Annotated in this window: 16 protein-coding genes; 11 read left to right on the top strand and 5 right to left on the bottom strand. The window is 74.0% G+C overall.

Annotation, left to right across the window (positions count from 1 at the left end):
* Positions 1-2688 (bottom strand): LuxR C-terminal-related transcriptional regulator, encoded by a 2688-nt coding sequence (locus tag ACZ466_RS18595; RefSeq protein ID WP_378289236.1) that lies wholly within the window; start codon positions 2686-2688, stop codon positions 1-3.
* Positions 2689-2896: 208 nt separating this feature from the next.
* On the opposite strand from ACZ466_RS18595, the gene ACZ466_RS18590 reads away from it, so the two are divergent.
* A complete protein-coding gene (locus ACZ466_RS18590) occupies positions 2897-4219 on the top strand; it encodes a diacylglycerol/lipid kinase family protein (RefSeq protein WP_378289238.1) in 1323 nt (440 codons plus the stop codon).
* On the opposite strand, the gene ACZ466_RS18585 is transcribed toward ACZ466_RS18590, so the two are convergent.
* Both ACZ466_RS18585 and ACZ466_RS18580 read right to left on the bottom strand, forming a co-directional pair.
* The gene (locus ACZ466_RS18585) at positions 4212-4652 is read right to left on the bottom strand and encodes an SHOCT domain-containing protein (RefSeq protein WP_378289240.1); all 441 of its coding nucleotides are present in this window, start codon (positions 4650-4652) and stop codon (positions 4212-4214) included. The genes ACZ466_RS18590 and ACZ466_RS18585 overlap by 8 nt on opposite strands.
* 112 nt (positions 4653-4764) lie before the next feature.
* Complete coding sequence (locus ACZ466_RS18580; protein ID WP_378289242.1) at positions 4765-6381, bottom strand: ADP-ribosyltransferase domain-containing protein; 1617 nt, start codon at positions 6379-6381, stop codon at positions 4765-4767.
* A 287-nt stretch (positions 6382-6668) separates the two neighbouring features.
* Between ACZ466_RS18580 and ACZ466_RS18575 the strand changes: the two genes are divergently transcribed.
* Together ACZ466_RS18575 and ACZ466_RS18570 are read left to right on the top strand one after the other, a co-directional pair.
* Positions 6669-7340 (top strand): macro domain-containing protein, encoded by a 672-nt coding sequence (locus ACZ466_RS18575; RefSeq protein WP_378289245.1) that lies wholly within the window; start codon positions 6669-6671, stop codon positions 7338-7340.
* Between the two features lie 251 nt (positions 7341-7591).
* Positions 7592-8857: a PucR family transcriptional regulator gene (locus ACZ466_RS18570; RefSeq protein ID WP_378289247.1), complete on the top strand. Its 1266-nt coding sequence runs from the start codon at positions 7592-7594 to the stop codon at positions 8855-8857.
* A 32-nt stretch (positions 8858-8889) separates the two neighbouring features.
* Here ACZ466_RS18570 and ACZ466_RS18565 read toward each other — a convergent pair whose 3' ends face one another.
* Positions 8890-10041, bottom strand: a complete 1152-nt coding sequence (locus tag ACZ466_RS18565) for a Clp protease N-terminal domain-containing protein (RefSeq protein ID WP_378289249.1) — start codon at positions 10039-10041, stop codon at positions 8890-8892.
* Between the two features lie 125 nt (positions 10042-10166).
* Here ACZ466_RS18565 and ACZ466_RS18560 point away from each other — a divergent pair, with 125 nt between their 5' ends.
* From ACZ466_RS18560 to ACZ466_RS18540, 5 genes are all read left to right on the top strand, one after another.
* Positions 10167-11642: a sensor histidine kinase gene (locus tag ACZ466_RS18560; protein WP_378289251.1), complete on the top strand. Its 1476-nt coding sequence runs from the start codon at positions 10167-10169 to the stop codon at positions 11640-11642.
* 4 nt (positions 11643-11646) lie between these two features.
* Positions 11647-12300 (top strand): response regulator, encoded by a 654-nt coding sequence (locus ACZ466_RS18555; RefSeq protein ID WP_378289254.1) that lies wholly within the window; start codon positions 11647-11649, stop codon positions 12298-12300.
* A gap of 237 nt (positions 12301-12537) precedes the next feature.
* Entirely contained in the window at positions 12538-13026 is a 489-nt protein-coding gene (locus ACZ466_RS18550; protein ID WP_378289256.1) for a peptidoglycan-binding domain-containing protein, read from the top strand.
* Between the two features lie 138 nt (positions 13027-13164).
* Positions 13165-13569 carry a hypothetical protein gene (locus tag ACZ466_RS18545; protein ID WP_378289258.1) on the top strand — a complete coding sequence of 135 codons (405 nt, stop codon included), beginning with the start codon at positions 13165-13167 and terminating at the stop codon, positions 13567-13569.
* A 102-nt stretch (positions 13570-13671) separates the two neighbouring features.
* Positions 13672-15960: a peptidoglycan recognition protein family protein gene (locus ACZ466_RS18540; protein WP_378289260.1), complete on the top strand. Its 2289-nt coding sequence runs from the start codon at positions 13672-13674 to the stop codon at positions 15958-15960.
* Positions 15961-15987: 27 nt separating this feature from the next.
* Here the strand turns inward: ACZ466_RS18540 and ACZ466_RS18535 are convergent, their stop codons facing one another.
* A complete protein-coding gene (locus tag ACZ466_RS18535) occupies positions 15988-16929 on the bottom strand; it encodes a cation diffusion facilitator family transporter (protein ID WP_378289262.1) in 942 nt (313 codons plus the stop codon).
* Between the two features lie 190 nt (positions 16930-17119).
* Between ACZ466_RS18535 and ACZ466_RS18530 the strand changes: the two genes are divergently transcribed.
* From ACZ466_RS18530 to ACZ466_RS18520, 3 genes are read left to right on the top strand one after another with little or no spacing between them, the layout of a single operon-like run.
* Positions 17120-17614 carry a hypothetical protein gene (locus tag ACZ466_RS18530; protein ID WP_378289264.1) on the top strand — a complete coding sequence of 165 codons (495 nt, stop codon included), beginning with the start codon at positions 17120-17122 and terminating at the stop codon, positions 17612-17614.
* Positions 17614-19005 carry a hypothetical protein gene (locus tag ACZ466_RS18525; RefSeq protein ID WP_378289267.1) on the top strand — a complete coding sequence of 464 codons (1392 nt, stop codon included), beginning with the start codon at positions 17614-17616 and terminating at the stop codon, positions 19003-19005. The genes ACZ466_RS18530 and ACZ466_RS18525 overlap by 1 nt, the downstream gene beginning before the upstream one ends.
* Complete coding sequence (locus tag ACZ466_RS18520) at positions 19002-20384, top strand: VWA domain-containing protein (RefSeq protein ID WP_378289269.1); 1383 nt, start codon at positions 19002-19004, stop codon at positions 20382-20384. The genes ACZ466_RS18525 and ACZ466_RS18520 overlap by 4 nt, the downstream gene beginning before the upstream one ends.
* Positions 20385-20395 lie beyond the last annotated feature (11 nt).

The following is a 20395-nucleotide window of genomic DNA, read 5'->3' as shown; positions in this document are numbered from 1 at the left end:
TCAGGAGGCGCTCCGGCGGGCGGGCGCGCCGGAACCGGGGCCGAGGAGCGACAGCTGCCGGGCCCGCCTGACCGCCGCCCCCCGCCGCGTCACCGCCAGCTTGCGGTAGATGTTCCGCAGGTGGGTCTTGACGGTGTTGACCGACAGGCACAGCCGGTCGGCGATCTCCTCGGTCGTCATCATCTGGGCGAGGAGCCGCAGGACGTCCAGCTCGCGGCCGCTGAGCCGTTCCACCGGAAGCGGCTCGGCGCCCGGCTCAGGCCCTGGCCCCGGCTCCGGGGGAGGCGTCCCGCCGTTCCGCGGCGCCAGGCCCAGCGGCTCCAGCAGCCGCCTGTGCTGCCGCGCGAGGTCCGGATCGCGGTTCAGCACGGGCAGCAGCCAGCCGCGCGCCATCGCGAACGGCCTCCCGATCCCCTCGCGGCCCGCCAGCCGCAGGGCCCGGTCCAGGCAGCGCCGGCCCCGCGAAGGATCGCCGAGCCCGAAGGACAGCCCGGCGTCGAGCAGCCACGCCTCCACCCGCGCGTCCGCGGGCGCCTCGAACGGCCCCCGCAGGGACCGCCTGAGCAGCCGGGCCGCCGCGTCCGGCGCGCCGTCGCCGAGGTCGGCGCGGGCCAGCGCCACCGCCGCGTCGAGCTGCCCCCGCCCGCCGGCGCGCTCCGCCGCCGCCCGCGCCGGGCCGCTCTCGCCGCGCAGGGCGTGCGCCTCCGCCGACACCAGCGCCAGGCGGCGCGCCAGCCAGGCCGGACGCGGGACGATCATCTCGGCGGGCCGCAGATCGTCCAGGGCCCGCTCCGGCCGCCCCCGTCCCAGTTCCGTGCGGGCGGCCAGCAGGGCGTGCACGACCGCCGGCAGCGGATCGGGCGGGGCCGGGAACGCCAGCGCGGCGCGGGCGAGCTCGGCCCGCGCCGCGTCCAGGCGCCACTGCTCCAGATCGACCCAGGCCCGGGCGAGGTGCAGCGTCACGGCGCCACGGCTGCCCGGGGACGCCGGCGTCCCGGACCGCCGCCCCGCCCGCGCCACCAGGCCCGCGGCCCGCCCGACGTCGCCGAGCAGCGCCCGGGTGAGCGCCAGGTCGCCCAGGCACTCCAGGCTCTGGGCGGAGCCGCCCGCTCGTTCGGCGGCGGCCAGCGCCTCGCCGAACAGCCGCGCCGCCTCGCGCAACTCCCCGCGCCACAGGTGGGAGCGCCCGCCGCACGCGTGCGCCAGCGCCAGCAGGTCCGGGGACGCGTCGAGAGCCGGCTCGGGCACTTCACGGCACAGCGCCGCCACCCTGGCGAAGGTCCCGGCGGCCCCGGCGAACGCGGGGAGGCCGGGCCGGCACAGCTCGACGGCCGCCAGGCACAGCCGGGCCGCCGGATCGGCACCGTCCGATGACGGCCCGAGCCCCGCGCGGGCGTGCTCCAGCGCGGCGGCGCACGCGGGATCGTCCCCGCGCGCCGCGGCGGCGGCCGCCGCCACGATGGCGGGCTCCGGGCCGGCGCAGCCGAGCACGGCCTCACGCGGCATGGCGTCGAAGGCCCGGTCCAGGTGCTCGCGCGGCGCCAGGCCCAGGACGCCGCCGATCGCGAGCCGGTCGACGACCAGGCGCGCCGCGTACCGCCAGTCCCCGGCGCGGGCGGCCTGCCCGACGGCCTCGCCCAGCAGGCCCGCCCGCTCGAACCAGGCCGCCGCCCGCCGGTGCAGGACGGGGGCCAGGCCGGGCGATTCGCGCTCCAGGACGGTCCGCAGCGCCTCCCCGAACATCGGGGGATAGCGGTACCAGCCGTGCCCCAGCGGCACCGCGAACGCGTTGCGCCGGACCAGGTCCGGGAAGGCCCGTCCCGCCTCACCGGCCAGTCCGCCGGCCAGCCCGGCGTCGATCCGGTCGGCGACGCTCGTCGCCAGCAGCAGCTCCCGCGTGCCGGGCGGCTGCGCGTCCACGACCTCCTCCCGCAGGTAGCCCACGACGCCGTCGTCGTCGCCGGAGAAGCGCGCCGCGACCGCGTCCGGGTCGGGACGGCCCGCCATCGCCATCGCCGCGAGCCTGATCCCGGCGGGCCAGCCGCCGGTCCGCTCCTGGAGCGTCCGCAGCGCCGCCGGGGCGAGCCGCACGCCGTGCCGGGCGAGCACCGCGGCGCTCTCGTGATCGGCGAACGCCAGGTCGCCGGCCCGGATCTCGGTCAGCTCGCCGGCCAGCCGGTGGCGGTGCAGCGGCAGGGACGGTTCGCCGCGGGCCAGGACGACCGCGCGCAGGACCGGCCGCGCGTGCCGCAGCAGGCAGGTCACGACCTGGGCGGGCGCCGATCCGGGCCGCGCCGGGAAATCGTCCAGTACGACGATGACGGGCGCGGCCAGCTCGGACAGCGCTTCGCCGAGCTCCCACGAGAGGGCTTCGTCGTCGCCCCCGTCACGGCGCCCGGACGGGGCGACGGGCAGGTCGATCCCGGCCCGGCGCAGGCTCGTGATCAGCGCGCGGCAGAACCGCCCGACGGTCGCCGTCGTGTCGTCGCAGGTGATCCAGCACAGGGCCGCGGGCCGCCACGTCCCCGTCGCGGCCCAGGACGAGACCGCGACCGTCTTGCCCGCGCCCGGCGGCCCGGTCACCAGCGTGAGCGGGCCCTGGACGCCCCTCCTCAGCCGCTCCTCCAGCCGGGGCCGGCGAACGACCCAGCCGGGGAACGCCCTCGTGATCTGCGACTGGACGGCCATGCGCCTCACCTGTGACGGCGGTTCCATCGCTGCGACCCGGCCGTGCATCCGGCCGGCTCACTTCAAGGAGAGCCCCTGGACAAGTCGGAGATCAAGGGACTTTCCGCCCTCATTGCACCGGCGTGGAACCCCGCTGGCCTGGGCCGGGCCCCGCATCACCCGTGCGAGGTGATGCGGGCCGGCCGCGCGGGCGGGTGGGATGTCCCCTGTGCCGGATACCAGCGACAACCATGCCGGGGAGCGCCGGGCCGCGCGGGCCTCCCTGGCCCTCGGGGCCGCCGCGACGCTGCCCGTGATCCTCGCCGCCGGGCTGCGGAGCGTCGCCCTGCTGGTCACGGGCCTGGCGGGGCTGGCGGTGGCGACCGCGGCGGTCTGGTGGTTCCTCACGAGCCGCGGCGCGCCCCGGCTGCTGGCCGGGGTCCTGGTGGTGGCCGCGCCGGTCGCCGTCGTGGTCCATTACGCCGTAGTCGGGGTGCTGTGGGCGGTGCTGCTGTCCCTCGTCCTCTGGGCCCTGGCGGTGGGCGCCGGGCGAGCCGCGCTGAGCGGGGGCGGCGGTGCGCGCGGCACCGCCGAGCGCCCCGCCCGGCGCCCCCGGCACCCCTTCCTGATCATGAATCCGCGTTCGGGCGGCGGGAAGGTGGAGCGGTTCCACCTGGCCGACCGGGCCAGGGAGCTCGGCGCCGACGTCGTGGTGCTCGACCCCGACTGGCCGCAGGACCTCGCCGCGCTGGCCCGGCACGCCGTGCTCGACGGCGCCGACCTGCTCGGGGTGGCCGGAGGCGACGGGACGCAGGCCCTGGTCGCCGGGGTCGCCGCCCGCCACGACGTCCCGTTCATGGTCATCTCGGCCGGGACCCGCAACCACTTCGCCCTGGACCTCGGCCTGGACCGGAGCGACCCGTCCACCTGCCTGGACGCCCTCACCGACGGCGTCGAACTGCGCGTCGACATCGGCCGCGTCGGGGACCGCGTCTTCGTCAACACCGCCTCGTTCGGCGCCTACGCGGCCGTCGTGCAGAGCCCCGAGTACCGCGAGGACAAGGCCGCGACCACCCTGCGGATGCTCCCCGACCTCCTGACCGGCCACCGCGGCCCCCGGCTGACCGTCCGCGCCGCGGGCACGGTCATCGACGGGCCGCAGGCCGTCCTGGTGAGCAACAACCCCTACCAGGGCGGCGATCCCGCCGGTCTGGGACGCCGCGAGCGGCTGGACTCCGGGGTCCTCGGCGTCCTGGGCGTCACCGTCGACAACGCCGTCCAGGCCGCCGGCATGCTGCGCGGCCGGCACGGCTCCGGCCTCACCGCGCTGACCGCCGGCGAGGCCGTCATCGACGCCGACATCGCCGAGATCCCGGTCGGCGTCGACGGCGAGGCGCTCACCCTGCCGGCACCGGTGCGATGCCGGATCGAGCCGGGCGCCCTGCGGGTGCGCGTGCCGCGCCACCGCCGCCGCGGCCCCAGGCCCAGGCCGCGCCTGGACTGGCCGCGCCTGTGCAGGCTGGCGTTCACCCGGAACGGCGGGGTCAGGTGAGGATCTTGGTCTTGGCGCGTGCGTACTCGTCGTCGCTGAGGGCGCCGCGCTGCTTGAGGTCGGCCAGCTTTGCCAGCTCGTCGGCGTGGGTAGCACTGGCCTGCTCCGGCGCGTGCTCCGGCGTCCCGGCGGCCTCCTGGACGTAGGCCCGGAACCGGGCGTCGCGCTTCTCGATCTCGCGCTGGTCGCGTTCGCCCATGCCCTTGCCCCGCGCGACCAGGTAGATCAGGGCACCGAGGAAGGGCAGCACGATGACCAGGACCGTCCAGCCCGCCTTGGCCCAGCCGCTCAGCCGGTCGTCGCGGAAGACGTCGGTGAGGATCCTGAAGAGCACCATGAGGAAGACGACCCACAGGAAGAACCACAGCATCGTCCAGAAGAGGTTCAGCAGCGGGTAGCCGGTCGCGGCGACGGGTTGTGCGAGTTCGTTCATGGCCATCCTCCAGTGGCGTGGACCATGAGACCGACCGTCGTGCGCGGCGCCGTCGCGGGCATCACCCGCCACAGGTGATTTCCCTCAGTCACGGCGGCCAGGCCGTGTTCGTTCAGGACACCAGGGTCTGCTCGGGCAGCTCGGTCAGCTTCACGGTGCACAGGCCGCCGCGCTCGGCCTTCACGTCGGTCACCTTGAGCTGGGTGCCGGGCGGCAGGATGAACTCCTCCTCGCCGGTGAACGCGGAGAAGGACCGGATGCCCACGGCGCGGACGGGCGTCACCTCGAAGAGCGTCCGCTTGCCGCGGTGGCCCAGGAACGCCCGGGCCACGCCGATCTCCGACGTGCACGAGGACACGCCCCACCAGGTCACGGTCCGGCCGAGCGGATACTGCGCCCGCAGGTCCAGCGACACCCCGCGCCACAACGGCTCCTTGCGGGCCGGCAGTCGCGACACGGCCGAGAAGAGGAGCCGCAGGTAGGGCAGGTACGGGACGGCCCGGGCGCGGTCCGGGTCGCGCAGCGTCGCGTTGATCTGCCGGTAGAACGCCGATTCGCAGGTGTAGAGGTAGAGGGCCGCGATCTCGTCGGCGGACAGGCGGCCGTCCACGGCGTCCGCCTGCCTCTTGCCGAACCCGTGCGACCGCGTCACGTGCCCGTCGAGACCCCGCAGCAGCCCGGCCACCGGGGCGACGGCCTCGCGGAAGTCCATGAGCGGGGTGTCGAACACGCCCGCGATGGCGGGAAGGACCAGCCCCTCGTCTTTGACGCTGGCGAGCCGTTCGAGGTAGAGCTGGTGCAGCTCCATCGTGGACGCGATGAACGCCCCCATGCGGTCGGCCGTGCCCGCGTCCGACCCGCCGCCCTGCGCGGCGGCCTCGTTCCACCCCGTGCTCGGCAGCCAGTCGACCTCGTCGGCGCCGACCGACGCGAGCGCCGCGTTCACCAGGCGGAAATGGTCGCCCTCGCAGAAGATATCGCCCTGCGCCGCGGGATTGGGATGGTCGATATGACGCACCTCGACCCCGGGGTATTTCTTCTGGAGTTCGAGGACGACCTTCTTCAGATTGCGCGCGTGCGCCCCCCACCACGCGAAGACCACGCCGCGGTCCTGCTCGTCGGCGTCCTGCTTGGCCTTCAGGATCTCCTCGACGAGCCGTTCGACGACCGGCCGCCAGAACGCGGTGTGCCGGTCGGTGGCCATCGCCCCGTCGGTGCTGGCGGTGAGCGCCGCGTTCAAAAGCAGCACGCCCTGCGTGAGCATCGCCTGGAACCATTCCGGCGGCTGCACGGTGTCCTGCTGCTTCAGCAGTTTGCGAATATCGGCGATCGGCGTCTTCTTCGGGATGCCGTACTTCCACATCGCCGCGGCCTTGATGATGCAGCGGATGCTGACGACCCTGCCGAACTGGCTGTCCTTCCAGTCGTGGAAGGTGTTGTCGAACATGGCGATGCCGGTGGCGCTCTCCGGCCGCGGGTAGGGGTTCTGGCCGAAGACGACGACCTTCCACTTGTGCGGCGGATTGGGCTTGAGCGCCTGGAAGGTCAGCTCCCGGACCGGGACCACCGCCGGGCCGCGGCCCGGCCCGATGAACGTGGCCGCGGCCGGCTGCGCCTCGATGACGGGCTTCAGCAGCGGCAGCCACGGCTCGCCGCCGCCCTTGAACAGTTCGGTGAGGGCGAGCGGGTCGTTCGGGTCGTTCGGGCCGGGGGAATCGGCGTCGCTCATCGTGGCTCCAGAATTGCGAAACGTGCCCGTGGCGGCACGGTCGACCGGGGGCGGTGAATGGTCCGCGCGAAGGCCCTGGAAGCGATGGAGAAGAACCGGGGTGGAGCGATGGGATTTCCCGGCTTTCAAGGCCCGGCCGGCGGAAGCACACGGCAGAGTAACACCCGGTCATGACACTCGCAATCACGAAGATCGGCCGTGCTTCTCCGGCGGCCGGCCGTTTTGTCAGAGGCTCGCGGTAGGTTCGTGGCAGCCGGAAAAAGCCCCCTCGCGAACCGGAGTGATCCATGACCGTCAATCGCATGCCGCCGCCGCTCAAGGTGGTACTGACCGACATCAACGCTAAAGTCGTCGAGGCGTGGCAGGCGGCGTTCGCCGACACCCCCGGGATCGAGATTCAACGGGGGTCGATTCTCGACCGGCGCGTCGACGCCTGGGTCAGCCCGACCAACGCCCGCGGGCGGATGGACGGCGGCGTCGACGCGATCATCAAGCGCCATCTCGGCGCGGGCATCCAGTTGCGCGTCCAGCGCGCCATCCGCGACGAGTTCGGGGGAAGGCTCCCGGTCGGGAGCGCGGTGTGCGTGCCGTCGGGGGCGACGAACCCGGGGTTCCTGATCTCGACGCCGACGATGGAGCAGTCGTCGCAGGACGTGAGCGAGACGCTGAACGTCGCCCTGGCGTGCGCCGCCGCGTTCCAGGCGATCCACCTGCAGAACGAGCGGGCGCCGGGCAGCGTCGGCTCGGTGGCGCTGGTCGGCATGGGCGCGGCGACGGGCCGGGTGTCGCCGCGGGTGTGCGCCAACCTGATGTGGACCGGCTACACCCTGTTCAACGACTTCTCCTTCCGCGACTACGACGACCTGCGCGACACGGTCGTCGCGCAACTCGACGACATCGAGAACGTCCCCGAGACCGAGCGGGTGCGGATCAGGCCGCCCGAGCGCCCCCGCCGCTGATCCGTCCCCGGCGGCGTTCCGCGCGCCTCTCTGGCGCTATACCGACATCAGTGTCGAGTCGACGTTGTGAGCAAGGGGAGGAAGGTGGGGAGTTCAGCGTCTCTGGGGGCTTGACGTCTGGCTGGGGCGTGCTCATAGTGGGTGGCCAAATAACCGACATCAGTGTCGGTTGTGACGCCCCCTGCGGAGGAGTTCGCCGTGGACGGCCCGACTCCAGACGACCCCTGCCCCGCCCACCGGCACCGGCGCGCATGACCACGCAATCCCCACCCAGACCCGACCGGCGGGCAGGCAGGAAGGCCCGGCGGCGCGACGAACTGGCGCGGAGTCTCGTCGAGCGTGCCCGCCTGCCCGAGGCCGCCCCCTCGATCGCGGTCGCGGCGGCCCATGCCGCGCGCTCCCAGATCCTCGCCTACGAATGGGGCCCGCCTCCCAGCGAGCCCCGGGCCGCGCGCGAGCCGTACCGGCCCGATCTGCTGACGCAGGCGATCCAGGAGGCGCTGTGCGGCTTCCCGGCGGCGCTCGAACAGGACGACGCCGTCCCGGCCCCCGTCCTGGACGTCTTCTGGCTGCTCGGCGAGGCGGAGGCCCGCGCCGGGCGCGACCTCGCCGACCTCCAGGAGGCCCTGTCCATCGCCGGCGGGGTCGCGACGCAGCGGCTCACCGAAGGCGCCCTCGGGCACGGTTTCACCACCACTCCCGACGAGGCCGGGCGCCTGGTCCGCAGCGGCCTGACCTACATCAACCGGCTGCGGCACGCCGCCGCCGCGGGGTACGCGGCGGTCCTCGCCAGCGGCGAGCCGGCCGCCGGGGCCGACCGCGCCCGCCGGCGGCTCCTCGAAGCGCTCCTGCGCCCGGGTTGCCGGCCCGACGAGCTGGAGAAGGCCGCCGCGGACGCCGGCTGGACGCTGCCCCGCACGCTCGCCGTGGTGGCCGTCGACAGCAGGCGCGTCCCCACGCGGGTGCCGCGCTTCCTGCCGCCGGACGTGCTGCCCGCGCTGCACCTGGACGGCCCGTGCCTGATCGTCCCGGACCCCGCCGGGCCCGGCCGCCGGGACGTCCTGCGCAGGATCCTGGGCGACCACCCCGCCGTCGTCGGGCCCACGGTGGAGCCCGGCCGGGCGGCGCTGTCGCTGCGGCTCGCGCGGCGCGGCCTGGACCGGCTGCCGGCCGAGGTCATCGCCGCCCGCACGCCGGTGCACGTGGCCGAGCACATCCCCACGCTGCTCCTGCTGCACAGCCCGGACCTCACCCGGTACGTGATCGATCGGCGGCTGGCCCCCTTCGAGCGCTTCCGCCCGTCCCAGCGCGACCGCCTCGCCGAGACGCTGCTGGCCTACATCGAATGCGGCTTCAACGCGGTCAGCACCGCGGAGCGCCTGCGGGTCCACCCGCAGACGGTCCGGAGCCGCATCCGGCACCTCAACCACCATCTCGGCCCCGACATCTACGACCCCGAGCACGCCCTGGACTACCTCATGGCCCTGCACGCCTGGCGGCTGCGGTCCGTCCCCTGACCCGGCCGGGCCGGCCCTTGGGGAAGGAGGGATCAGTGTCCGAGGGTGCGGCGGAGTTCGCCGGTGTCCACGCCGACGGCGGCCAGGAGGGCGTCGCACGGGTCGTCGGGGTCCGCCAGCAGGACGGTCAGCAGGTGGGTGGTCCCGGCGGAGCCGTCCTCGCGTTCCTTGAAGTGCAGGCGTGCGCGGGTCATCGCCTGCCGGGCGGCAGGGTGGTCGGTCGGGTCGGGCGAGTCCGGACGGTCCTCGTCCACCGGGATCAGGTCGGCGGCCGCCTTGACCGCGGCGGGCAGCGTGACGCCCCGGCCGCGCAGCAGCTCGGCGCCGGTGCTGTGCTCGGCCAGGCCGGCGCGGAGCCGCTGGCCGGCGGCGGTGAGCTGGTCGTCCACGGCGAGCATGGCCAGCAGCAGATGCACGGTCGTCACGTGCGAATGCCCGAGCCGGACGGCCTGGCACCTGGCCTCCAGGCGCACCGTGGGCAGGACGGGCGACCCGAATCCGCCGCTGGAGAGGGTTCTGGCGAGGCCGCCCCAGAGCCGGCCCCGCTGGGTGAGCATGCCCATGTTGCGCAGTCCGTCGAGGCTGAGCGTGTGCGGTGTGCCGTCCTGGCGGGCGCTCGGGTGGACGGCGAGCCGGGCGATGAGGTCGTCCCGATCCATGCGCCGTTCGAGGAGCGCCTCGCCCGCCCGGTTGCCCGGATCGTGCATCAGTCCCATGAGCATGTGGGTCTCGTTCGCCCGGGAGGCGCCGAGTTCGCGGGCGCGCAGGAAGGCGTGGGCGAGCGCGGCGGCGAGCGCTCCGGTGGGCAGCGGGCGCCCGTTCTCCGGCGCCGCCCGCTCGCCTCGCCGCTCCTGCCGCTGCGACGCCAGCCACTCCGCCTCGCGCAGCAGCGTCGCGACATCGGGGGTGTCGCCGGCCGTCGCCGCCGCGTCGCCGGCGCCGTCCGCGCTCACCCAGTCCTCGTCCTCCTTGGCCGCGATGACCCCCATCAGCGTTCCGCAGACGCGAGTCGTGGGCGCGAGGAGCTCCTTCGCCGCGGATTCGCCTTTCAGCAGGGCGAAGAGCAGGTGCTCGGTGCCCACCGCGGAGTGGCCGAGCCGGACGGCCCGCCTGAACGCCTCGACCAGCGGTTCCATCACCTCGCGGGAGGCGTCGGTGCCGGCGGTGTGCGGTTCCAGCCGCATGCGGATCCCTTCGTGAGCCGATCTCTCGCTCCGCAGCCTAGGAGCGCGACAGGGGCCGGGGCGTGTGCCGATCGTCCCGACGGCGTGGCCGATTGGCCATGATGTGCGGGTAGATCGGACTGAAGGTGAGGTGTCCGCAGATTTCTCCGCTGCTCGAAGGGGCTCGTCCGCTCGGAAGGACGCGTTCGGCCGCGGCGGCCGTCGCCCGCGAGGCGGCGGAGGCGCGGGCCGCCGCGCGCTCCGCGCCCCGGCACGTGGTCGCGGGCGAGGTGGCGGCGTTCGTGGTGGCTTTCGCCGTCGGGTTCTTCCCGCTCGCGATGGAGCGGCCGTCGCCGGGCCTGGTCGCCGCCACCGCCGCGAGCGCGTGCTGGGCGGCGCTGCTGGTGCCCGCCCGCAGGCGCTGGCCGGTCGCGACGCTGCTCGCCACCGCGCCGGTGTTCGCGGGCGAGAACATCGGTGCGCTGGCGGTCCTGCCCGTCGTCACCTACGCGGCGGCACGGCGCGTCAGACCCGCCCGGCGCCTGTGGACGACGGTGCTGGTGACCGCGGGCATCGACACGCTCCTGCTGCTCGCGGTCGCGGTCGCGGTCGGGACCGGTGGGCCGCACGGACTCGCCGAGACGCTCGCCGGTCACGCCATGAGCGCCGCGCTGCTGCTCCTGTTCCCGGCGCTCGCCGGGGGTCTGCTGGGGCAGCGCCGTCCCCTGGTCCGGGTGCTGCGGGAACGCAACGACTACCTGGAACGGGCGCAGGTGCTCAACGCGGAGAAGGCGCGCATGAAGGAACGCGCGCGCATCGCCGCCGAGATGCACGACATGCTCGGGCACCGGCTCAGCCTCATATCGATGCACGCCGGGGCACTGGAACTCACCGCGGCCAAGGACGCCCCACGGGTGAGCGGTCAGGCCGAGCTCCTGCGCACCACGGCGGCGACGGCGATGAGCGAGCTGCGCGAGATCCTGGAGGTCCTGCGCGATCCCGAGGAGGGCGCCGCCGAGGCCGATGGCGAGCGGAGCGGGACCCGGGCCGACATCGCCGGCCTCGTGGCCGAGTCCCGGCGGGCCGGTGGCGACGTCGAGCTGGTGTGGACGGGCCCGGACCTCGACGGTGCGGATCCGCGGACGCGCCATGCCGTGCACCGCGTCGTCCGGGAAGGGCTGACGAACGTGCACAAGCACGCCCCGTCCGCGCGCACCAGGGTCGAGGTGGCCGGTGAGGCCGGCCGCGTCCGCGTACGGGTGATCAACGGCCCGGTGCCGGGCACGCGCCCGCGCGCCCCCGGCACCCGCCGGGGACTCGTCGGCCTGGAAGAACGGATCGCTCTGCTCCGCGGCTCCTTCACCGCCGGTCCGACGCCCGAGGGCGGCTTCCAGATCGTGGCCGACCTCCACCGGCACCCGCCCGTGCCCGTGCCCGTACCGCCGCCCGCGGCCGCGGGTGCGCCCTCGGTCCCGGTGGACGAACCGGAGCGGCCCGCCCCGCTCGACGCCGAAGTGCTCACGCTGCCGCGGGCGCTGGGCGCCGGATGCCTGGGGCTGCTCGCGGTCGTCCCGGTCGTCACCGGACTGGCCATGCTGATCGTCCTGAAGCTCCTAGAATGACCCGGTGATCCGGACCCTCATCGCCGATGACGAGGCGCTCATGCGCGCCGGGATCCGCCTCATCCTGGATCACGCCGACGACATCGAGGTCGTGGCCGAGGCGCCGGACGGGCCCGCCGCCGTCCGCGCCTGCCGCGAGCACGAGATCGACGTCGCCCTGCTGGACGTGAACATGCCCGGCGGCGACGGGCTCACCGCCGTGGCCGGCATCGTCCGCGACTCCCCGCGGACCAACGTCGCCATGCTCACCGCGTTCGGCGACGACCGGAACGTCGCCCGGGCCCTGCGCGCCGGCGCCGTCGGATTCCTGCTCAAGGACACCGCGCCCACCGAGCTCATCCGGTCCGTGCGCGTCGCCGCCACCGGCGAGTCGATCCTGGCGCCGCAGATCACCCGCCGGCTCATCGAGCGCCACCTGCTGGCCGGCTCGGACGGCGCCGAGACGGCCCGGCGCCGGATCGAGCGGCTCACCGGCACCGAGCGGGACGTGCTCCGGCTGGTCTCCGCCGGGCTGTCGAACGCGGAGATCGCCGGGCGGCTCCACATGGGCGCGGGCACCGCGAAGGCGCACATCAGCCGGATCCTCACCAAGCTCGACTGCGCCAACCGGGTGCAGGCCGCCATTCTGGCGCACGACGCCGGGCTCTCGGCGGACTGACGGCCGCGCACCGCCGTCCGGGTTGAAAACTCAATGGAAATTTATATCCATCGCCCGGTCCCAGATCTCCCAAGAACATCAGTCATGGTGTGTTAAGGGAGCAGTCAAAAAACGCGGATGAAAGCGGATCTTCGCGTCGTCCTGTGTTGTGGTGGAAGTGCGGCCTCATTTCCGGAGAGGTCGCACGAAAAGGGCGGGCCGTGTTCGGTCCGCCGCCACCGAGTCGAGGAGGAACGCATGCCGGCACCGCCGTTCCAGCCGCCCCCACTGAAGTACCCGCCGCCGACCCAGACGCCGAGCGTCCGGAAGTGGCAGCAGCAGATGAGGGACCGCGGCTGGCACATCGCCGTCGACGGCGATTACCGCGAGGAGAGCAAGCGGCTGTGCGCCAACTTCCAGATGGAGCACCGTCTGGAGATCGACGGCATCGTCGGCTCCGACACCTGGAAGGCCACCTGGGAGGCCCCGAGCACGAAGCCTCCGCAGGCGCCCAGCCGCACCCTGAAGAAGGGCGACATGAACAACCCTGACGTCCGCAAGTGGCAGCGGCAGGTGAACAACCGCGGGTGGCCGTCACTCCAGGTCGACGGCGACTTCGGGGACCAGACCGAGCGGATCTGCAAGGAGCTGCAGCGGTTCAGGGGCGTGCCGGTGACCGGCGAGATCGACCGCCGGACCTGGGACGTGGCCTGGCAGGAGAAGGTCACCGTGGCGGCACCCATGTGAGCGCATCGTCCTGATCCCGGGCCGGCGTCCCGCCGAGGGCGCCGGCCCTCGCGTGTGCGCGGCCGTAACCGGCCAGCGGCGCGGCTGCCACCGCGCGGGCGGGTGAACAATCATGACCGGGGACGAAAGGACCCGATCGTGGCGACTCCTCCTCGTACCACCCTGCCGGTCCGTTACAACCCGCCGTTCGCGTGGGCGGTTCTGGCGATCGGCCTGGTCAACTTCGTGCTCGCGTTCCTGGGCACCGGACCTCTGATCAATCTGGTGCTCGGCGTGCTGTTCATCGTGTTGGGCGCGCTCTTCCTCGGCCGCCCGTACTTCGCCTACACGCCCCAGACCCGCACGCTGGAGGTGATCGCCCCGATCGGGATCCGCCGCCCGTTCGGGGGCGCGGGCGGGGGCGGCCTCGTCGCGGAGGGCGGCCGGATCTTCCTCGTCCAGGCGGACGGCCGGCGCAAGAAGGTGCCGGTCAGCCGGTGGATGGCGCGTCCCGAGGAGTGGGACGCGGTCGCCGAGGCGATCGGCCGGCCGCCCACTGGTTGATGTGTGACAAATGTTCGATGTGCGGCGCTTGTGTGAGTGGGGGACGGGGACACGCTCCCACCTCCGGCGGCCGATTCCCGGCCGTGTCGTGAACGGAGAACCATGCTCAAGCGCTCACTCATCGGCGGCTCCCTGCTGGCCGCGGTCACCGCCGCGGCCGTGGCGTACAGCGTCGCCGGCGAGTCCGACGCCGGGATGTCGGCTGTGCGTGCCGCGCCCGGAAGGGCCTACGCCCATGCCCTGAAGGACCTGCCGGGCAGCACGGCCGCCAAGAAGGTCCAGGGCCTTCCCGCCGGTTCGGCCGAGCCGTTCAGCCTGCTGGGGGTCAGCTGGGACCGGCCCGGCTCCGCGCTGAGCGGAAACGTTCAGGTCCGTACCCGCGACGCCGCGTCCGGTGCCTGGTCCCGCTGGCAGGGCCTGGAGGCGGGGACGACCGACGCTCCGGACGGCCGGGAGAAGAGCGCCAAGGGCGCCCGGGGCGGAACCACCGCGCTGTGGGTCGGCCCGTCCAACGGCGTCGAGGTACGGGTCACCGGGAAGGGTGGGTCGCTTCCCGCCGGGCTGCGCGTGGACCTGATCGACCCCGGTACCGGCAAGCAGTCGCCGGGCCCCCGGGCCAAGGGGAACGCTCCCGGCGCACGGCTCGCGGCCGCCGCCGCAGCGGCCGAGACCAGCACCCCCACGCCGGACCCCGCGGCCACCGCGACCGACCCCGCCGCCACACCCGGCCCTGAGGACACCCCCACGGACACCCCCACGGCCACGGGCACGGCCACTCCCTCGCTGGAGCCCTCCGCCCCCACGGAGACGGCGACCCCCACCGCTCCCTCGGCCCAGCAGAAGGCGGGCGCGACCACCTTGGCGGCGGCACCCCGGCCCGCGATGACCTCCCGGGCGCAGTGGGGCGCGGACGAGACCCTCGTGACCGAGCCGCCCGCCTACGACACGGCCGTGAAGGCGGCGTTCGTCCACCACACCGACACCGGCAACGCCTACACCTGCGACCAGTCGGCCTCCGTCATCCGCTCGATCTTCCTGTACCACGTGAAGAGCCTGGGCTGGGCCGACATCGGCTACAACTTCCTGGTCGACAAGTGCGGCACGCTGTTCGAGGGCCGCGCGGGCGGCGCCGACCGTCCCGTCCACGGCGCCCACACCTACGGCTTCAACACCGACACCACCGGCATCGCCCTGCTGGGCACCCACACCGCCGCCACCGACCCCACCCCCGGCGTCGCCCCCACCCAGGCCGCCCTGGACGCCACCGCCAGGATCGCCGCCTGGAAGCTCGACCTGGCCGGCGTCGACCCCACCGCCACGACCACGCTGACCTCCATGGCGCCCAACGGCACCGGCGGCAAGTACCCCTACGGGACGCAGGTCTCGTTCAACACCGTCAGCGGGCACCGCGACGGCTTCGCCACCGCCTGCCCCGGCGAGCAGCTGTACGCCAAGCTCGGCGTCATCCGCACCGCCGCCAAGCAGTGGACGACCCCCACCGCCTCCCTCGCCACCACCGTGACCGGCGCCACCAAGGTGGGCACGCGCTACTACACCAAGAGCACGGTCACGCTCGGCTGGGAACCCGCCGCCGTCAGCTCGTACGAGCTCCGCGTCGACGGCGCCACCGTGGCCCGGCCCAGCCCGTCGTCCACCTCCGCGACGATCACCCTCGCGCCCGGCGCCCACAGCGTCCGGCTGCACGCGACCAACGCCGACGGCAGCGCCGCCGCCTCCGCCGACCACCCCGTGACGGCCGACCCCACCCGCCCGGTCTTCAACCCGGCCGCGACGCTCTACCTGCGCCGCAACACCGTCAACACGACCGCGCTGCCCGTCACGCTGTCCTGGAAGGCCACCGACAACGCGCTGCTGAGCTCGGTCAGGGCCACCTCGCCGGCCGCCGCGTCCTTCGCCACCACGGCCACCGGGTGGAACGCGACCGCCAAGCCCGGCACCACGCAGAACTGGTCGCTCACGGCCACCGACGCCGCCGGGAACGCGACCACGTCCGCCGCGAGCCGGTACTCCGCGCTCGTCTCCGAGTTCAGCGCGACCCGCACCGGCACCTGGAAGACGACCACGACCGCCTCCTACCTCGGCGGGAAGGGCCTCTACAGCAGCAGCAAGGGCGCCAGTGCGAGCTGGAAGTTCACCGGCCGCACCATGGGGCTGATCGTCAAGCGCGCGAGCAACCTGGGCGCCGTCATCGTCTACGTCGACGGCGTGCGGATCGGCACCCTCGACACCCGGTCGTCCACCACCGCCTACCGGCAGCTCATCTGGACGAGGACCTGGAGCGCGAGCGGCACCCACACCGTCAAGATCGTCGTCGCGGGCACCTCGGGCCGCCCGACCGTCGGCATCGACGGCATCGCCTACCTGCGGTAACGGCGGAGGGGCGGGGCCGGCGGCGGTTCACCAGCCGACCTCGTCGCAGCCCTCGTGGCTCTCGGGTTCGACCTGCAGGGTCGCGTGGGCGATGGCGTGGCGGTCGCGGAGCAGGTCGCGCGCACGGTCCAGGACGGCGTGCGCGTCGGCCTGCTCGGCGGTGACCAGGTGCGCGGTCGCCACGTTCATGCCGGACGTCAGCGTCCACAGGTGCAGGTCGTGCACGTCCCGGACGCCGTCGACCGCGGCCAGCTCCCCGGCCACGGCGTCGACGTCGAGCCCGGCGGGGGCGTGCTGGCCGAGCACCGCCAGCACCTGCCGTCCCAGGGCCACGGCGCGGACGATGACGAACACGGCGATGGCGAGCGCGACCAGGGTGTCGAACAGGACCTGGCCGGTGGCCGCGACCAGGATCCCGGCCGCGATCACGCCCACCGATCCGGCGGTGTCGGCGACCACCTCCAGGTAGGCGCCCCGGACGTTCAGGCTCTCGGCGGCGCCCGCGCGCAGCAGCACCAGCGCGGCCGCGTTGACCGCCAGGCCCAGCGCGCCGACCACCAGCATCGGCCCGGCGGAGACCTCGGCGTGCGCGCCGATCCGGGACAGGGCCTCGACCGTGATGTAGACGGCGGTGCCCAGCATCACCAGCACCGCGAACCCGGACGCGAACACCTCGGCACGGTAGGACCCGTAGGTGCGGCGCCCGGTGGTGTCCGGGCGGATCGCGATCTTGGTGGCGGCCAGGGCCGCGGCGAGCGTCACCACGTCGGCGGCCATGTGGCCGGCGTCCGACAGCAGCGCCAGCGAGCCCGACAGCAGCCCGTACACCAGCTCGACCGCGAAGAACGAGCCGATCATGGCGAAGGCCGCGCCCAGCCGCCACCGGTGCCGCCCGCCGGCGTGCCCGGCGACCCCGCCCGCGCCGTGCCCGTGCCCGTGCCCGTGCGCGTGCCCGTGTCCCACGCCCATCACCGCCCCCGTTCCGGCCGGGCGCCGATGTCTGAAGATCTGTTCATATGACGAAGCGTCGCCGAGACGCCGCCTCCTTGTCAACCGGTACCCGTCTCCGCCCAGGTCACCGGTGGCGCCGGATTCTGTCGGAGGAGACCGGTAGAACTCTTGGCATCCGACGGGCCGCGAAGGTGGAGGTCGACAACTCATGAATTCCGGCGAGGCCGGGTGGGAGGAACGGAGCGCGGTGCGCGTGGTGCCGCCCGTCCAACCACGCAAACTGGTCAAGGTGCCGTTCGTCGAATTGGCGGAGGGGCGCCTGCAGGGGGTGGTGTCGAGCGGTTCGGACATCGCCCGGGTGTACGTTTCGTCGATCGCGGCGGAGACGCACCATTTCAATTGCAGCACCAACAACAACCGGCCGTGCGGCGGCGCCGGCGGGAACTACCGCTGCAAGCACCTCAAGGCGCTCATCGACGAGGCGGTCAAGCAGTACGGCCTCGAACGCGTCGCCCGCTACCTGAAGGTCGAGGCGTCCGACGGGGACGACCTGAACTACCTCCTCCAGGGCACCCAGGAGAAGGCCCCGGCCGCGATGGTGTTCAGCCGGTTCCTGCGCCACCTGGCCTACCTGGAGGTTCCGGCCAGCCCGGAGCCCCTCACCGAGATGCACTGGTTCCCGGCCTTGGGGGCGGTCCGCTGATGCAGGGAGTACAGCTCGCCGGGCTGCTCGCCGAGACGCCGCCGGGCGTCGGGGAGGCGCTGGACGCGGTCGCCGGGTTCGACGCCGCGCTGACCGACGGCCTCGCCCGGCTCGGCCCGAAGCACACCGAGGCCCTCAACGCGCTGGCCGGAGCGGTGGGCGCGTCCCCGCTCGGCCCCGCGGTGGCCGACGCGTCCGCGGGGCTCGGCACCGGCTCCATCGGCGTCGCCGAGCTGACCGCGCTGGCCGGGGCCCGCGCCGCGCTGCTCGGCTCGGTGCACGACGCGCTGCTCGACCGCCTCGACGGCGCGCTCGGCCGCACCCGTCCCACCTGGGAAGAGGCCTCCGCCGGGGAGGAGCCGGTGCCCGCCGACCTGCTCGCCGGAGGCCGGTCCTGGCTGCAGGAGCTGGCCATCGCCGGCTGGCGGGGCGTCGACGACGGGCTGGTGTCGGCCGCCGACCAGGCGCTCGAGTCGCTGTGGGCCGAGCCGCGGCTGCGCCGCCTCGCCGTGCTGCTCGACGGCCTCGCCGCCGAGCTGCGCGCCTCGTGCCCGGTCGCGACGATGGAGCGCATCCCGGAGCGCCGCTGGGCCGACCTGTGGACGCGCGCGGTGCTGCTCTCGCATTCGGGGAGCTGGACGGGCGGCACGGCCGCCGTCTCCGGGCGGCTCCTGCCCCTGGGCGTCGACGTCCACGAGCACGGCACGCTCGTCCAGGCGCAGCTGCACGCGGTGCTGGAGCCGGCGGGGGAGGGGCCGGTGCGGCTCGTCCGCGTCGCCGTCGCCGCCGCCAAGGTCGACACGATCCTCGGCCCCGCGGTGTGGAAGCTGCTGGAGGCGTACCCGACGCTGCTCGCGGCCCTCGCCGAGCACCGCTCCGTCGACGTCGACGGCATGTCCCTGACCTCCGGCGGCGACCTGCTCTGGGACGAGGAGCGCGCCACCGCCGGCAACCCCGCCGACCCGTTCGCCACCGCCCGCGTCCGCCTCTCCGACGCGCAGGCCCCGGCCGTCCCGCCGCTCGACCGCCACCCGGTGCGCGTCGCCGAGCCGGTGCTCGTCGAGGGCTACAAGGCCGCGCGCGACGGCACGTTCGACCTGAACGGCGAGACCCTCGCCGTCGACCTCGACCGGCTGCCGCCCAGCGGCCCCCTCACCCCGCAGCTGGTCGGCGCGTCCACCGCGTGCATCGGCCTGCTCCGCTGGGACGCCGGGCGCTGGACGCTCCAGCCGCTCGCCGTGCAGGGCGCCGTGAAGAAGCAACCGGTCGAGGCGCACAACGGCGACTGGGCGCAGGGCCCCACCGACCCCAAGGTCGTGAAGGCGCAGGCCCGCTCGGGCGACGCCGTGGCCGTCCTCACCGAACGCGCGGGAAGGCTGCTGCGGAAATGACCGAGAGCGATGAGGTCCGCCGGCAGGTTCTGCTCTGGCGGCTGCTGGGACGGGTGTTCGACGCCGAGGAGCAGCCCGCCCTGGAGGCGGCGAGCCTGGCCGTCGTCGAGGAGCGCGGGCTCCCGGCGGCGCTGCTCGACCCGGGTGTCACGGTCGACACCGTCCTGCAGCGCTTCCCCGAGCTGGAGCCGGAGATCCGCGACCCGCTGGCCGAGGGCGACGGCGGCGACCGGGTGCGGCGCGCGGCGCTGGTGTCGAAACTGCTGCTGAACGCGTTCTGCACGGGCTCGGGCGACGTGTCGGCGACGCGGCTCGCCGCCTGGCAGCGCGACGCCGAGTGGCTGCGCCGTGCCCTCGGCGCGTGCGCGGGCGACGGCCCCGGCCAGGGCACGGGCACCGGGCAGGGCGGCGGCACCGGTACAGGCGCGGACGGCGGCAAGAGCGGCGGGCAGGGCCGCGGATCCGGGGCCGGTTCGGGATTCGACGTCACCGACGCCGACCTCAACGCGGTGCTGGCCAATCTGGAAGGCGACCTCGTCCGGCGGATGCGGCTGCGCGAGGTGCTCGCCGACCCGGCGCTGGCGAACAAGCTCACCCCCAGCATGTCGCTGATCGAGCAGCTGCTGCGCGACAAGCACAACCTGTCCGGCGAGGCCCTCGCCAACGCCAAGGCGCTGATCAGGCGGTTCGTCGACGAGGTCGCCGAGGTCCTGAAGACCCGGGTGGAGAAGACCAGCACCGGCAAGATCGACCGCAGCGTCCCGCCCAAGCGGGTGTTCCGCAACCTCGACCTCGACCGGACGATCTGGAAGAACCTGGTCAACTACGACCCGGCGGAAGAGCGCCTCTACGTCGACCGGCTGTTCTACAAGCACACCGCCCGCCGCACCACCCCGGCGCGGATGATCGTGGTGGTCGACCAGTCCGGGTCCATGGTGGACGCGATGGTCAACTGCACCATCCTGGCCTCCATCTTCGCCGGGCTGCCCAAGGTCGACGTGCACCTGATCGCCTACGACACCCGCGCGATCGACCTGACGCCGTGGGTGAACGACCCCTTCGAGGTGCTGCTGCGCACCACGCTCGGCGGCGGCACGCACGGGCCGGTCGCGATGCGGATGGCCCGTCCGAAGATCGCCGACCCGCGCAACACGGCGCTGGTCTGGATCTCCGACTTCTACGACGACCGGAGCCTGCTGAGCGACTTCGGGGCGCTGCGCCGGTCCGGGGTGAAGTTCATCCCGGTCGGCTCGGTCAACAGCTCCGGCCAGGCCAGCGTCGACTCGTGGTACCGGCAGAAGCTCAAGGAGCTCGGCACCCCGGTGATCTCCGGCCACATCGACAAGCTCGTGTTCGAACTGAAGAACTTCCTCACCTAGAGACGGAGTCC

It is taken from the genome of Actinomadura rugatobispora, from assembly GCF_055379765.1.
This window is presented reverse-complemented; position numbering and strand designations above follow the sequence as displayed.

Excerpts from the sequence above, each read along its gene's own strand:
- ACZ466_RS18595 (WP_378289236.1), bottom strand. The coding sequence starts at position 2,688 with ATGGCCGTCCAGTCGCAGATCACGAGGGCGTTCCCCGGCTGGGTCGTT.
- ACZ466_RS18585 (WP_378289240.1), bottom strand. The coding sequence starts at position 4,652 with ATGAACGAACTCGCACAACCCGTCGCCGCGACCGGCTACCCGCTGCTG.
- ACZ466_RS18580 (WP_378289242.1), bottom strand. The coding sequence starts at position 6,381 with ATGAGCGACGCCGATTCCCCCGGCCCGAACGACCCGAACGACCCGCTC.
- ACZ466_RS18575 (WP_378289245.1), top strand. The coding sequence starts at position 6,669 with ATGACCGTCAATCGCATGCCGCCGCCGCTCAAGGTGGTACTGACCGAC.
- ACZ466_RS18570 (WP_378289247.1), top strand. The coding sequence starts at position 7,592 with ATGACCACGCAATCCCCACCCAGACCCGACCGGCGGGCAGGCAGGAAG.
- ACZ466_RS18565 (WP_378289249.1), bottom strand. The coding sequence starts at position 10,041 with ATGCGGCTGGAACCGCACACCGCCGGCACCGACGCCTCCCGCGAGGTG.
- ACZ466_RS18550 (WP_378289256.1), top strand. The coding sequence starts at position 12,538 with ATGCCGGCACCGCCGTTCCAGCCGCCCCCACTGAAGTACCCGCCGCCG.
- ACZ466_RS18540 (WP_378289260.1), top strand. The coding sequence starts at position 13,672 with ATGCTCAAGCGCTCACTCATCGGCGGCTCCCTGCTGGCCGCGGTCACC.
- ACZ466_RS18535 (WP_378289262.1), bottom strand. The coding sequence starts at position 16,929 with ATGGGCGTGGGACACGGGCACGCGCACGGGCACGGGCACGGGCACGGC.
- ACZ466_RS18530 (WP_378289264.1), top strand. The coding sequence starts at position 17,120 with ATGAATTCCGGCGAGGCCGGGTGGGAGGAACGGAGCGCGGTGCGCGTG.
- ACZ466_RS18525 (WP_378289267.1), top strand. The coding sequence starts at position 17,614 with ATGCAGGGAGTACAGCTCGCCGGGCTGCTCGCCGAGACGCCGCCGGGC.
- ACZ466_RS18520 (WP_378289269.1), top strand. The coding sequence starts at position 19,002 with ATGACCGAGAGCGATGAGGTCCGCCGGCAGGTTCTGCTCTGGCGGCTG.